Raw genomic sequence first — 15,369 nt, forward strand, 5'->3', positions numbered from 1 at the left:
GCTGCCAGCCGGCGGCGCGCTTGTTGATTGATGACGCCTGCGGGCGGCGAGAGAGAAACGATGGACACCGAAGCGATGAGCGTGCGTGGTTACGTAGCCGAACAAAGCAAGCGCGCGTTGGCGCTGCTGCTGTGCTTCACCGTGACCTGGACATCGTTTCCGGCGTGGGCGCAGGTTGCGCCGACGGCCAACCCCGGTGGTCAGACACCCGGCCAGCAGGTAGCAGCCAACGGTGTGCCGGTGGTGGATATCGTCGCCCCCAATGCGCGCGGCATTTCGCACAATCGCTACAGCAATTTCAACGTCGGCCCGAACGGGTTGATCCTCAACAACAGCGCGCAGATCTCCAAGACCGAGCTGGGCGGCTATGTGGCCGGCAACAACAATCTGCAGCGCAGTGGTGCGGCATCGTTGATCCTCAACGAGGTCACCTCCGCCAGCAGCCGCCTGCAGGGCTACACCGAAATCGCCGGCGCCAAGGCGCAATTGGTCATTGCCAATCCCAATGGCATTTCCTGCGATGGCTGCGGATTTCTCAATACCTCGCGCGTCACGCTGACCACCGGCACGCCCAACCTGGGCGGCGATGGCGCATTGACTGGTTTCACCATCACCGGCGGTGCGCTCAGCATTGGCAGCAATGGTCTTGACGCCTTCAATGTGGATCGTCTGGATCTGCTGTCGCGTCAGCTCAGCGTCAATGGGTCGATCTGGACCAGGGAATTGGTCGCGAGCGCGGGCGCAGGGCGCGTCAACTACGACGGCATGTTGCTCGACGTGCTGCCTGGTACCGATGGTGCTGCGCCGTCGATCGGCATCGATGTCGCGCAACTGGGCGGCATGTATGCCGACCGCATCCGCCTGATCGCTACCGAAGCCGGCGTGGGCGTGGTCAGCCGCGGCACCCTGGCCGCGCAGAGCGGTGATCTGCAGATCGACAGCGCTGGGCAGGTGAGTCTGAGCGGCACCGCCGTGGCACGCGATAGCTTGAACGTGCGAGCAAGCGGTGATCTGGACCAGCGCGGCGTGCTTGGCTCGCAGCAGGGCGATGTCAGCTTGCGCGGCGCAGGCATCCGCCTAGCCGGCGACCTGGTGGCCGCTGGCGCGTTGACTGCGCAGGCCGACGGTGCGTTGAGCCATACCGGGCGTAGCAGCGCGGGGGAGATCCGTCTGTTCGGCTCCGAATTGACCGCCGATGGCAGCCTGCATACCACCGGCGCGCTGGAGCTGGGCGCTGACGGCGTGTTGCGCAGCGGCGGTGTGGCCTATGGCGGCACGGGTGCAACGCTGCGCGCGAATCGCATTGCATTGTCCGGCACCTTGCAGAGCGGTAGCGCCATTGCATTGAGCGCAGCCAGCATCGAGGCGCTGGGGACGCTGGATGCAGCGTCCGCACTGCGTGTGGTCGGCAGCGGTGATGTGCGCATGGGCGGGTTGGCCCAGGCCGGGCAGGGTGCAGAGGTACAGGCCGGTGGCCGCCTGGATGTGCAGGGTCGGCTGATCGCTGCCGATACGCTCGTGCTCAACGCCGCTGCGATCGATATTGCGCAACGCGGCGCCGTCTCGGCTGGCACGGATCTGGATCTGCGTAGCACCGGCGCGTTGAGCAATGCCGGCAGCGGCTATGCGGGGCGCGACTTGCGTATTCAGGCCAACAGTCTGACCACCACCGGCAGCGTGTCTGCCGCGCGTGACGTGCAGGCAACCGTGGTTGGCGGGCTGGTCAACGCCGGGACCGTTGTTGCCGGCAATGCATTGACCGTGGACGCCGCACAGCTGGAAAGCCGCGGCGACATTGGTAGCCAACGCGGCGACGCCACGCTGCGCAGCCGCGCTGGCTTGAGCTTGAGCGGCAACACGGTGGCAGGCGGCACGCTGGCACTGGATGCCGGCACGGATGCACGGATTGCCGGTGCGGTGAATGCCGCCAGCGTGAACCTGCGCAGCGGCGGCGATGCGGCGGTGTCCGGCACGTTGCAGAGCACGCGTGGTGCACTGAACATCGCCACTGGCGGCGCGCTGAGCAGTGATGCCATCGTGCAGTCGGCTGGTGTGCTCGACCTGCAGGCGAACGGTGCATTGCGTCAACGTGGGCAGCTGCGCAGTGGCGGCGCGCTGCAATTGCGTGGCTCCACCGTTGATCATGATGGCGTGATCGATGCAGGCGGTGATCTGCGGATTGCAAGCACTAATGGTCTGGCCCTGAGCGGCACGGTGCAGAGTGCAGGCGCTGCTACCTTGCAGGCAGGTGGGCTGCTGGACAATCGCGCCAACGTGGTTGCAGCAGGTGCACTGCAGGTGGATGCTGCGTCGCTGCGTAATGCTCAGGGTGCGGCATTTTCGTCCGATGCCAATGCGCGTCTGCGCAGCACGGGTAGCTTCGATAACGCCGGCAGCCTCTATGCCGGCAATGCACTCCAGCTCGCCGCTGACACGCTGACCCAGAGTGGCCGGGTCGGTTCGGGCAATACGCTGTCGGCGTCGGTGGCAGGTGCGCTCGACAACACTGGCAACATCGTGGCCAAGAACGCCTTGCAGATCGAGGCCGGTAGCTTGCGCAGCACCGGTCAACTCGGCAGCGAAGCGGCAGAGGTGCGCCTGACCACCGATGGCGACATCGCATTGCAGGGTGTGGTCGCTGCGGGGACGTCGCTGCAGGCCACGGCCGGTGGCGATCTGCAACAAGCAGGTTCCGCGACCGCGCAAACCATGGTCCTCGCTGCCGGTCGCGATCTCACTGCGGCCGGCACCTTGCGTGCTGCATCCACGCTGGATATGCAGGCGCAGCGCACACTGATGTTTGCCGCACAAGGCCAGGTGGGTGGCGATGCTGCATTGCGTGCAGCCACCGTGATTAACAGCCAGGGTGCGGTGTTGCAGGCTGGCGGTGCGATCGCGTTGGACGGCGCCGCAATCGATAGCCGCGGCACACTCGACGCAGGCAGCGATCTGCAAATGCGCAGCGATGGCGATCTGTCCCTGGCTGGCATTGCACAGAGCGGACGTGATGTGCGTCTGAGCGCGGCCAACGCCGTCAGCAATGCCGCGCAGGTCGTCGCATGCCGCAATCTGACAGTGCAGGCGCAACGTCTGGACAACACCGCCGCTGGCGTATTGGCAGGCGAGGGCAATGTGTCCCTGACGACCACGGCGCAGCTCAACACCGCCGGCCGCCTTCAGGCCGGTGGCGATATGCAGCTCACCGCGGCAGCGCTGGACCAGAGTGGCAGCGTATCTGCAGGCAAGGCAATGACGGTTGCGGTAGCGGGCACGCTGGACAATCGCGGCACGCTGGTTGCCAAGGATGCGATGCAGATCGATGCAGGCACGCTGCGCAGCGCCGGGCAGTTGGGCAGCGAACGTGCGGATGTGACGTTGGCGAGCCAGGACGTCATGCAGCTGGGTGGCGTGGTCGCCGCGGCAACCGCGCTGCGCGCTACCGCCGGCAGTGATCTTGAGCAAGCCGGCGCGCTCAACGGGCAGTCCATTGCACTGCAGGCTGGCCGCGATCTCACTCTCGGCGGCACCCTGAATTCTGCATCCACCCTGGATCTGCAGGCCCAGCGCACGCTGGCCTTGAATGGGCAGGCAGAGAGCACGGGCAGCGCCGTCCTCAAGGGCGCAACCATCGCCACTGGCAGCACGGCTGTCCTGCAGAGCGGTGCCAACATCACCCTGGATGGCGCAGCGATCGATAGCCGTGGCTCGCTCGATGCAGCAACCGACCTGAGCGTGCGTAGCGCAGGCGATCTGACATTGGCCGGTATTGCCCAGGCCGGACGCGACGTCGCGCTGACTGCTACTGGTGCATTGCGTAATGGCGCGCAAGTTGTCGCCGCACGCGACCTCAGTATGCAGGCGGCCAGCGCCGAAAACCTGACGAATGCGACGCTGGGTGCGATGCGCGATCTGCGTGTCGACGTCGCTGGCGCACTGGACAATAGCGGTACCTTGCACGGCGAGCGTGGGCTGGCGCTGTCGACAGGGTCGCTGTTGCAGCGCGGCCGACTCTATAGCGGCGATGCGATCTCGATCGCATCGACTGGCGCATTCGACAATCGTGGTCAGCTGGTTTCCGGCAAGGATCTGAGCATCGCCGCCGGCAGCATTACCAGCACCGGCCAGCTTGGCTCGGTGAATGGCGCGCTGACGCTGATCAGCCAGAATGCGATCGATCTGCAAGGCCTCGTCTCTGCCGCCACCACGCTGCAGGCCACTGCAGTTAGTGACCTGGTGCAATCCGGTTCGCTCACCGCGCAGACCGTTGGCCTGCAGGCGGGTCGCGATCTCACTGCCGGCGGTACGCTGCAGTCAGCCTCCACACTGGACTTGCAGGCGCAGCGTGCGCTGGTCCTGAATGGTCAGGCACAGGCAGGCAGCGATGCCGCGTTGCGTGGCAACAGCATCGCCACCGGCACTACTGCTGTGCTGAAAAGCGCTGGTTCGATCACCCTGGAGGGCGCGGCCATCGACAGCCGCGGCACGCTCGACGCCGGCAGCGACTTGCGTCTGCGCAGTACCGGCGCACTGGCATTGGCAGGCGTGGCGCAAGCCAATCGCGACGTCGTACTCAGTGCCGACGGCGCGTTGAGCAACGCCAGTCAGGTCATCGCAGGCCGTGACCTATCGGTGCAGGCAGCCACTGTCAGCAATGCTGCCACGGGCACGCTGGCTGCACAGGGTGGCGTCACACTCACCACTGGCACATTGCAGAACGCAGGCAGCGTGCAGAGCGGTGGCGATTTACGCATGACGGCCACCAGCATCGACCAGAGCGGTGCCGCCATTGCTGGCAAGGCGTTGACTGTCACTGCGACCGGGCTGGTCGATAACCGCGGCAACCTGATCGCCAGGGACGCGTTGACCGTGGACGCAGGCAGCCTGCGCAGCAGCGGGCAGCTTGGCAGTGAAACAGCCAACGTCACGCTGGTCAGCCGCGGCGACATCGCGTTGCAAGGTGTTGTGGCTGCCGCAACCACGTTACAGGCAACCGCTGCTGGTGACCTGCAGCAAGGCGGATCGCTCAAGGCGCAGTCGGTCGCATTGCAGGCAGGGCGCGATCTGGTTGCAGCAGGTACGTTGCAGTCGGCTTCGTCCCTCGACCTGCAGGCGCAGCGCACGCTGGCGTTGAACGGGCAGGCCGCCACTGGCGGCGACGCAACCCTGCGCGGCGCGACGGTCACCACCGGACAAACTGCTGTCCTGCAAGGCGGCGGTGCGATCAGTCTTGATGGCGCGGCGATCGACAGCCGCGGCGCGTTGGATGCGGGCACTGATTTGAGCCTGCGCAGCACGGGCAACCTGGCAGTGGCCGGGGTGGCACAGGCTGATCGCGCAGTCGTGCTGAGCGCGGCCGGCGCATTGACCAACGCGGCGCAGGTTGTTGCCGGCCAGAATCTGTCCGTCACCGCAGCCAGTGCAAGCAACACCGCCACGGGCGTGCTGCTGGCGCAAGGCGATACCACGCTGTCCATCGCCGGCTTGCTCGACAATGCCGGCGCGATGCGCGCAGGCAATCAATTGACGCTTGGTGTCGGTTCGCTGCGTCAGACCGGTCAGGCGTACGGCTTGCAGCGCTTGGGTCTGACCGCCGCAGGTGCGGTGGACAATCGCGGTGATTTGATTGGCGGCAACGGCCTGCGTGTGGAGGCCGCGCAGCTCGCCAGCACTGGTCAGCTCGGTAGCGAGCGCGGCGACGTCGCCTTGATCAGCCGTGGCAACCTGCAGCTCGACGGCAGCCTGGCAGCGGCGGGCGCATTCTCTGCGCAAGCCGACGGCGCGTTGGCGCAAAGCGGCACCCTGAGTGCAGGCAGCACGCTCGACCTGCGCTCGAAAAGCGATCTGACCGTTGCAGGTCAGCTGCGCGGCCAGCAGATCACGCTCGCCAGCGACGCCGTGGTGCGTCAACAGGGCGTCGTCAGTGGTGCGACGGTGGGACTGCAAGGCGCGCGTATCGAAAACGCCGGGCAGACCACCGCCGCCGGAAATCTGAGCCTGCGTGCGGGCGAAATCAGCATCGCCGGTACGGTTGGTGCAGGCATTGCGGGTGATGGCAACCTGGGAACCGGCAGTACGTTGAGTCTGGTCGCCGATCGCCAGCTGAGTGCTTCGGGCAAGTTGTTGGCGGGCGGCAATCTGCTGGCGCAGGGGGCCCAGTTGCAGCTGGCTGGCGCCAGCACGCGCGCCACCGGCAATGTCGCGCTGACAACCGGCGGTAGCCTCGACCATCGTGGCGGCGACCTGCTCGCCGGCGGCACGCTGACAGTGCAGGCAGGCGGCACCATCGATAACGGCCGTCTCACGACGACTGGCGGCCAACTCCAGGCCAGTCAGCTCAGCATCGATGGCGGCAGTTTGAATAATGCCGGCGGCCGTCTCGTACAAAGTGGTACCGGCGCGACGCGCGTCAGCATTGGTGGCGCAATCGACAACACGTCGGGAACCTTGGCCAGCAATGGGCAGGATCTGACCATCACTGCCGCAAGCCTTGAGAATGCGCAGGGACGGATCGAGCACGCCGGTACCGGCACTGCGTCGGTCACCAGCCGTGGCGCATTGGGCAATGCCAACGGTCGCATCGTCTCGCAGGGGACGTTGACCATCGGCGCCAGCAGCGGCATGAACAATCAGGGCGGCACGGTGGCTGCCGCTGGTGATGCAACGCTTACTGCGTCCAGCCTCAACAATCTCGGTGGTTCGGTCGCTGCACGCGGTTTGACTGTGCAAAGCGGTGGTGCTGTCGACAACCGTAGCGGCCTATTGCAGGCCAGCGGTGGCGCGATGACGTTGCGTGCCGATAGCCTCAGCAATAGCGGTGGCACGCTGCAGGCGGTGAGCAGCGGTGGTGCGGGCGGCAGTCTGCGCGTCGAGCTCACTCGTGGGTTGGATAACGGCACCGGCATCATCGGTGCCAGTACCGATGCAGTGATCACTGCGGAAAACATCGCAAGCTCCGGTGGCAGCCTGCAAGCCGGGCGCGACCTCAGCGTCACCGCACGCGGCCAGCTGGACAATCACCAGAGCGGCAAACTCAGTGCGGGCCGCGATCTCAATATTGCGGTGACAGGCGCGCTGCTCAACAGCGGCGGCCAGCTCGACGCCGGTAACACGCTCACCGTATCGGGCGGACGGATCGACAATACGCAGGGCAGCATCGTCAACAATGGCGGCGGTCTGACGCGTGTCAGCACCGGCGGTGCGCTGACCAATACCAGTGGCAATCTCGGTGGCCGCGGCAGCGTGGTGATCGATGCCGCCAGTATTGCCAATAACAGCGGGCAGCTTGTGGCAGGCGGCGACTTGATCGCCAATACCAACACCTTGAACAATCAGGGCGGCAACATCTATGCCGGCGCAAGCTTCCTGCTGCAGCGCGCAGGCGCCACGCTGGACAATCAGAACGGCAGGATCAAAGCCGAGCAGGCAGTTCGCCTGAACCTGCAGAGCCTGAGCAATGCCGGTGGCCAGATTGGCGCGGGCAGCATCACCGGCGGCGTCGGCGATGTGGTGATCGATACCGTCGGGTTCGACGGTGGTGGCAGCATCCTGGCGCAGAACCTGCTGGATCTGACCTTGCGCAGCGACTACACGCATCGCGCCGGCGCAGATCTCACCAGTAATGGCGATTTCAACCTGCGTGTGGGCGGCAACCTGGTCAACGAGGCCACGCTCAAGGCGGCGCGCCGCCTGGACATCACCGCCAGCAGCATCGCCAACCGTGCCGGCGCCAACATCCTGTCCAACGATACCCGCCTCAACGGCGGCAATGTCATCGACAACGCTGGCAGTATTTCCGGAAACGCTGCGCTATCGCTGGTGGCAAACAGTGTCTACAACACCGGCAGTATCGTCGGCGGCAATGTTTCGGTGAATACCGGCACGTTGGTCAACGGCGCGGACTTTGGCGGTGTGACCAACAACGCTGCCTATAGTTCGGCCCTGCTGGGTTCCACCGGCAACATGAACCTGATCGTGCGCGATCAACTGCTCAACCGCGACGCGCGCATTTTCAGCCTGCGCAATATCGCCATTGGTGGTGCGCAGGATGGTGGTGGCACCTTGGTGTCGCGCACCGGTGTGGTGAATAACCTGTCGGGCAGTATTGAGGCCGATGGAAGCATTTTGATTGCGGCTAGTCAGCTGAATAATCGGCGGCGTGTTGTTAATGCCAGAACTGGACCTCTGACAGAGGCGGAGCGTGTTGCTGCTAATGCTGCTATGCCCGAAGACGTTATCCGAAGAGATCCAAGGCCGGGGAGTTCCGGTGCCGGTGGTGTTCGCTACGCAGGACACGATCCTGGTGTATACCGTTCTTACGATGTGCGTGAGCGCGAGCAATTGATTTCGGCTAGCGCCGAAGGCCGGATTATTGCCGGTGGTAATATCGGCTTGTCGGGTTACGTAACAAACAATACGTCGACAATAGCTGCTGCGGGTTCTCTGCTGGTGAACCAGCGTGGTGTCGGTGGTTTGTCAGACGGAATGCTGGCCAGTAGTGATGATGTGCTCAATCAGGCCTTGGCGCTTAAGCAGGTCGCCAATTACACAGACACCGAATATACGGCTAGGGCAGTCTATAACGACTGCATGCAGCGGCCTGGTCAGAACGTGGTCTGCTATTGGGAAACAGATGAGCGTGTCGTAGGTTCTGGCAGCGTAGATAGTAGCTACCTCGCCCTAGGCGCCAGCATGACCGGCGGCCAAGGTGTCAGCATCAACGGTGCCAGTATCAGCAATGGCGCGGTCGGCAGCGATGGCCGTAACATCAGCGGTGCCTCGCTCAATGGCGTCAGCGCACAAGGCGGATTGAGCGGCCGCACGCGGCAGACCGCGGCAAATGTCGGTGGTCAGGCCGTCATCGGCCGGGCCAATGGCGGCGCAGCCAGCATCAGCGTGGCGAGCAACACCGCCGGCAACGCGGGTGCGCAGGTTGGTGCGAATACCCAGGATGCGTCGCTTGCGGCATCCGGCGGCATCGTCGCCATGTCGGTCGCACCGGTCATGTCCAATGACAGTGGCTTGGTGCGCAGCACCGTTGATCAGGCCAACGTGCAAGCCACCGCTACCGGTACCGGCGTCGTTGCAGGCGCTGGCGAAAGCCGCACCCGCATCGATCCGGCCACCATTCCGGTGACCAACATCGTTGGCGGCGGCCAGACCTCGCTGACGCAGATCGATCTGCCCATCGGCGGGTTGTATCGCTTGTCCAATGGCAACGCGACCGATCGCACTGCCATGGGGCGCGCGGCAGTTGGCCTTGGCGGCATCAACGCTTGGCGCAGCAATGGGCCGGGCCGTCGTTACCTGATCGAGACCGATCCGCGCTTCGTCAACTACGACAACTTCATCAGCAGCGATTTCCTGCTGGACAAGTTGGGCGTAGACCCCGAGTGGACCCAGACCCGCCTGGGCGATGGCTTCTACGAGCAGCGCCTGGTGCTGGACCAGATCACCCAGCTCACCGGTCGTCGTTATCTGGGCAACTACGCCGATGGCGTGGCGCAGTACCGCGCCTTGCTGGAGTCGGGTGTCGCGGCCGCTGGTCAGCTGCAGCTGAGCATGGGTGTGGGCTTGACCGCCGCCCAGGCGGCAGCGTTGACGCAAGACATCGTGTGGATGGTGGAGCAGGACTACCAGGGCCAGAAGGTGCTGGTACCGGTGGTGTATCTGGCCTCCAACTCGCTGCAGTTGCGCGGTAATGGCGCCTTGATTGCCGGCGGCAACGTCGAGCTCAACGCCACCAATGCCATGAGCAACCAGGGCGTGATCGCCGGTGCCGACGTCAGCATCACCGCAGGCAACCTGCTCAACCAGGGCCGCATCAGCGGCACCGGCGCTGTCTCGCTGGAAGCACGTAACGACCTGTTCAATCAGGGCCAGATTCAGGGCCGCGATGTGGCGCTGGTCGCTGGCAACAATCTGATTAGCGAAGCAACCAAGGCCATCAACGGCGTCGGCATCCTGTCGGGCATTACTGCCAGCAACACCTTGCAATTGTTTGCCGGCAACGACATGACGCTGACTGGTACCCGCGTGCAGGCCGATGGCAGCGCGGCCTTGATCGCAGGCAACAACCTCAGCCTTACCCCAAGCGCGTTGCGCGACGATAACGGCCTGCTGCGCGGCGGCGATGCCGTGTCGGTCATCACCGGCAAGGATCTGATCGTTTCGGCAGGCAACGACCTGCAACTGCACGGCGTCACCATCAAGGCCGGCGGCAGCGCCGCGCTGCAGGCGGCTAACGACCTCTCGCTGACCCCGACTACCGGTCTGGACGGCAAGGTCGCCACGCGTACCACCATCAGCACCGGCGACAGCCTGCAACTCACCGCAGGCAACGACCTGACCATCCGTCAGGCCAACGTCAACGCCGGCGGCGATCTGATCGCGGCAGCAGGCAACAATCTCAACGTCGAGTCGGTGCTCAACGACAGCGAAACCAACAGCTACAAGACACGCAACGGCAAAACCCGTGTCACCACGACAACCACGACTCAAACCATCGATCAGCAAGCACTGACGGCCGGCGGCAACCTCATCCTCAGCGCCAGCAATGACGTCAATCTGGTCGCGGCCAAGCTGGACGCCGGCAAAGGCCTAGGCATCAGCGCCGGCAACGACATCAATGCCAGCACGCTGACGACGGTGGACACCAGCAACACCCTGGAAACGCGCAAGCGCTTCAAGCAGACCACCGCGACGAGCGACGAAACCGTCTACGGCACCGAGTTCAGTGCCGGCGGCAATCTCGCCATGCAGGCCGGTAACGACATCACCCTGACCGCCGCATCTGCGGCCGCCAAGGAAGGTGGCATCACTCTGGCTGCCGGCGACGACGTCAACCTGCTCGCCGCCAGCGAGCAGCACGATGCCGTGCAGGACATGACCAAGAAGAAGAAGGGCACGTTCTCAAGCAAGACCACGACTACGCATGATGAGTGGCACGACAACGTGGCGGTCACCACCACGCTCAGCGGCGACACCGTGCAGATTGCGGCAGGTAACGACCTGTTGTCGCAGGGCGCGCAGGTCGCCAGCACCGGCGATGTGGTGTTGGCCGCAGGTAACAACCTCACGCTGGACACGGTGCAGAACACGCACAGCGAGGAACACGAAAAGACCGTCAAGAAGTCCGGCCTGTATGGCGGCGGCGGATTCAGCGTTGCGATAGGCGTCAGCAAGAAGACCGACGGCCTGGATGTTACCGAGGTGACCAACAGCGGCAGCCTGGTCGGCAGCACCGATGGCTCGGTGACAATGACTGCCGGTAACAAAGTGGCCATCACCGGCAGCGATGTGCTGAGTGCCACCAGCACCACGATCGTGGGTAAGGAAGTCACGATTGCCGCGGCGGAAAACACCGTGGATACGGTGCAGACGTCCAAGCAGCAGAGTGCGGGCATTACGTTGGGATTGACGGGTGGAGTGGTGGCTGCTGCGGAAGCGGCCTATAGCGCGACTAAACGTGGCTCGGAGGTGGAAGACGACCGTCTAAAAGCCCTCTATGCCGCCAAGGCGGGTTACGCGGTCAGCGACGGCGTGGCCGAGTATCAGGCAGCCGCGGCTGCTGGCAGCAATATGGGGGGCGTGAGTCTACGCATCGGCATTGGCGCTAGCAGTGCGTCGAGCAAGACGACTACACATGAGGAAACCACTGGCGGTAGCCGCATTCTAAGCGACGGCAACGTCACCATCGCAGCGACCGGCGGCGACCTGAATGTCATTGGCAGCAAGATCAATGGTGAAAATGTCGCGCTGTCGGCGGCGAACGACCTGAATCTGCTGAGTAGCCTGGAGACAAACACCAACAAGTCGGAGAACAAGAACGCAGGCGGCGAGATTGGTGTAAGCGTTGGTACCACGACGGGTGTGTATCTCACTGCTTATGCGGGTAAGGGCAGTGCCAAGGGCAATAGCGATGTGCACGCTGAGAGCGTTGTGACCGCTAATGACAGGTTGACTTTGATCAGTGGCAACGACACCACAATCAAGGGTGCACAAGCGATCGGCGACAGAGTGCTGGCCGACGTAGGCGGTGACTTGCTGATTCAAAGTGAGCAAGATACGAGCGACTACAAGAGCAAGCAGCAACAGGCCGGTATGACGTTGGTGTGGGGCTTTAGTGGCAGTAGTGCGAACTACAGCCAGCAGAAGGTCAACAGCACTTACACCAGTGTTAATGAACAAAGCGGAATTCAGGCTGGCACTGGTGGATTTGACATCACTGTTGGTGGCAATACGCACCTTGTTGGCGGTGCCATTGCAAGTACGGCGGATGCGACACTTAATCGATTGTCAACCAATGGTCTGATCGTCGAGAGTCTTGAGAATAATTCTAGCGGTAATGCCTCGGGGTTAGCATTGTCTGTAGATTCTGAGATGTTAAGTGGTAGCAAGTATGCCGCAGCCAAAGGGATTGTTGGCAATATGCTAGGTGACGGAAATGCAAAGGAGAGTCATGCAAGCGCTACTCACAGTGGTGTAGCTATGGGTTTTATTGAAGTGCGAAATGGCGACTACTCGGCTTTACCTGATTTAGCTGGAGATCATTCAATTTTAAGTGGCGATGGCCTGAGGAAGGTGGATGCCACAGATCTGCAAGAAAGAGTTGAATTTGAGCAGCAAGCCAAAAATCTCGTTTATGATCAAGCAGTCAAATTTACGGACGAAGCTTACAAAACAATGTTTTTAAAGGAGGCAAAAGTATATGTGGTTGAAAAAGACGAGAATGGAGGGTTGCTTGATCCACGGGAATTGAGTTTTGATGAAAAGTCAAAATTGGAGCCTTCTGCTGATGGGATGGTACATATAGCGAGCAATGGGATAAATAATGTTCTTAGTGGAGCTAATAAATATGCCAATCAACACTCTTCAGTAGATGGCCCTCAGTATTTTGTGCATTTTCCAAAGGCGGGTGATGCTTTCTCTGAGCTATTAATTGCCGGCTATCAGAAGTATCTGGAAAGCGATCTTTTGGGATTGGCGAATGCTACTGAAGTGACGCGCGGATACATGTTGCAGTATGGTCAAGAAGGCTTGGTTCTTGATGCACATAGTCGTGGCTCACTGACAGTGGGGAATGCAATGGAGTCTCTAGAAAATTTATCTAATTCTGTCGGATTACTTAGTGAGACAAGAGTTAACTTTATGGGCCCTGCTTATAATGCGGGTGCGGCTGATCATATTTTAGCGTACTTGCAGGATCGTGGCTCGTGGTCGAATCCCCAGGATGGTGTCCTTACGCTGCAAAATCATGCTAATGACTTCGTGGGAATATTTAGTGGTCTAAATCCTGTTACCGGAGGCGTAACTCCTGATGGTGGATCATCTCTTTGGGAGTTACTCAGAGTCATGGGTGGTAAGAATACTCCTCATAATTGTTATGGCGCAGCTCCGGCTGAATGTGCGCCGCTCTGGCTTGGCTCACCAGGAAATCGTTCGACCCCTGTTCCTATTGATAAGGTTCCAATGACTGTTATTGATAGATTTATTCGAAATGTAGAAATTTTTAGGGGGGGGTTAAAGTGATGAGATTTTTTATATCAATTCAATTGGCTTTTGTTTTGTCTGGTTGCATTCCCGTGGTCGTTGATTCCCCTCCTTCTGACGATTATGAAACCTGGAAGAAGGCTGGATCTAATAGTTTAGATATTTGGAAGGTGATGCTTGAGTGTGGTTATGCTAGTCCCTTTAGGCCCCGTGAGAAATTTTCTGGTGGCTATCGGACAGAAGAGGAAGTTACGGATTCTATGCTTTGTATTCAAAGCATGGGTTATGTTAAAAGCGTGGATGGAAAGGTTTCGCCTGTGTGTGATGGATTTAGAAAAAATCTACTTCCCTGTCGGGATGGCTTTAAAGTTCGTAAGCCGAGTGTTAGTGTAAGGCTGAATAGTGGGTATTGTAAGAGTTATCCGAAATCTATTGCCTGCGTATCTTGATATCTATTACTTGCCTGTCTTGATGTGTGTCTAATTTTTTAATTTTTTAGAGTTGATACATAGGGTTAATCCTGGACTGCTGGACTGATAGGTGTTGTCGCTTATGCAAAGAATTTTTGCTGCGCACCGGGGTCCTCCCGTTTTTTAGTGGAGCCCCAGTTTGGAATCCAATTCCCTACCCATGGAGGTTGGACGGTAAGAGGCGTTTTACCGAAGAGAAGGTCATAGTTTCAGCCGCCGCAACTCTGTACCACATGAAACTTAGAGGTCCGCGATGGATGTTGACCACGAAACTCGGCGGGCGTAGTCCGCCCATGCTGTCGTGCGGTGTCTGTTCGTTCTAGGCGTTCAGCCAATGCGTGGTCTGCTCGCTCAACTCGTTCGGTGTGCGGAAGATGTGCATGTCCAGCATGCCGTGCCGGTAGCCTCCGTTGAAACTCTCGAACGCAGCATTTGCAGCGTCTGGACAGCCGTTATGGCAGCTTAGCGGCTTCTGCGAGTGCGGCATTAGCGCCTCGTTTTTCACTCTGGGATATACCGTGATGATGTCGAAGAAAGGGCAGTGGTTCGGGCTGATCGGGTGGCTGGCACTGTGCTACGCCGTTGCCGGGCTCGGGGCGATGGCGTCCATCCAGGCGGCCACCTTCTATGCGGAGCTGGCGCGGCCGGCGTGGGCGCCCCCCGGTTGGTTGTTCGGTCCGGTGTGGACGGCGTTGTACGGGATGATGGCGGTGGCGGCCTGGCTGGTGTGGCGACGCGGGGGATGGCGTGCGTGCCGGGGAGCGCTGGGTCTATTTGTTCTGCAGTTGGGCTTGAACGGGCTGTGGAGCTGGTTGTTCTTTGCGTGGCATCAGGGGGCGTGGGCATTCGCGGACATCGTGGCGCTGTGGCTGTCATTGGCCTGCACGATTGCCGCCTTCGGCAAGCGGCAACGGTTGGCCGGGTGGCTGTTGGTGCCGTACCTGTTATGGGTCAGCTTTGCAGCAGCATTGAATTACGCGGTGTGGCAGCTCAACCCTGGCGCTCTGTGAGCAAGCTTGCTCAAGGCGCTTTGGCCGAGTTCCAGGCGGGATGGGCTAAGCGCACGAACAGAGCCGCGCGCGACGATTTGCTTGCTGCGACGCCCTTGCCGCGAGTACGTGGGCTGCGCAAGCAACGGTCTTGCCACTGCCTAGAAAGTTTCCATAGCAATCAATCGCTTGCCGAAGGATTGCTTAAAGCACTGTCCAGCAAGGTTTTCTGATCACGCGATCATCGCGGCGCAAGCGCGCATTCACGCAATGCTTGACAGGCCTCGGCCCGGTGATGTCTTTTGCGTACATGCCTAACGCCTGCGCCACCGCTTCGCTTATCTGTCAGCCGCTGCTGCGGCCGGGTGCGGGCGTGGCCGGCATTACCACCACCATTACCACCGTCACCATTCGCCCGGTGC

General features: G+C 61.3%; 3 protein-coding genes and 1 pseudogene. 3 read left to right on the plus strand and 1 reads right to left on the minus strand.

Features of this window, described 5'->3' with window-relative positions; all coding sequences use genetic code 11:
• The first annotated feature begins 60 nt into the window (after positions 1 to 60).
• The gene (locus tag RQH86_RS02765; RefSeq protein ID WP_311239574.1) at positions 61 to 13,527 is read left to right on the plus strand and encodes a hemagglutinin repeat-containing protein; all 13,467 of its coding nucleotides are present in this window, start codon (positions 61 to 63) and stop codon (positions 13,525 to 13,527) included.
• Positions 13,527 to 13,937 carry a hypothetical protein gene (locus tag RQH86_RS02770; RefSeq protein ID WP_311239573.1) on the plus strand — a complete coding sequence of 137 codons (411 nt, stop codon included), beginning with the start codon at positions 13,527 to 13,529 and terminating at the stop codon, positions 13,935 to 13,937. Before RQH86_RS02765 ends, RQH86_RS02770 begins: the two co-directional genes overlap by 1 nt.
• 230 nt (positions 13,938 to 14,167) lie before the next feature.
• On the opposite strand, the pseudogene RQH86_RS02775 reads toward RQH86_RS02770, so the two are convergent.
• Positions 14,168 to 14,379, minus strand: a pseudogene (locus tag RQH86_RS02775) (integrase core domain-containing protein); the annotation flags it as partial.
• Between the two features lie 103 nt (positions 14,380 to 14,482).
• Between RQH86_RS02775 and RQH86_RS02780 the strand changes: the two are divergent.
• A complete protein-coding gene (locus RQH86_RS02780) occupies positions 14,483 to 14,968 on the plus strand; it encodes a TspO/MBR family protein (protein WP_115514497.1) in 486 nt (161 codons plus the stop codon).
• Positions 14,969 to 15,369 lie beyond the last annotated feature (401 nt).

The organism is Xanthomonas sp. WCS2018Noco2-27 (genome assembly GCF_031843525.1).
In the GTDB taxonomy this organism is placed as follows: Bacteria; Pseudomonadota; Gammaproteobacteria; order Xanthomonadales; family Xanthomonadaceae; genus Xanthomonas.

What these genes read in the sequence shown, in the direction of transcription:
- RQH86_RS02770 (WP_311239573.1), top strand. Translation starts at nt 13,527, where the DNA reads ATGAGATTTTTTATATCAATTCAATTGGCTTTTGTTTTGTCTGGTTGC.
- RQH86_RS02765 (WP_311239574.1), top strand. Translation starts at nt 61, where the DNA reads ATGGACACCGAAGCGATGAGCGTGCGTGGTTACGTAGCCGAACAAAGC.
- RQH86_RS02780 (WP_115514497.1), top strand. Translation starts at nt 14,483, where the DNA reads ATGTCGAAGAAAGGGCAGTGGTTCGGGCTGATCGGGTGGCTGGCACTG.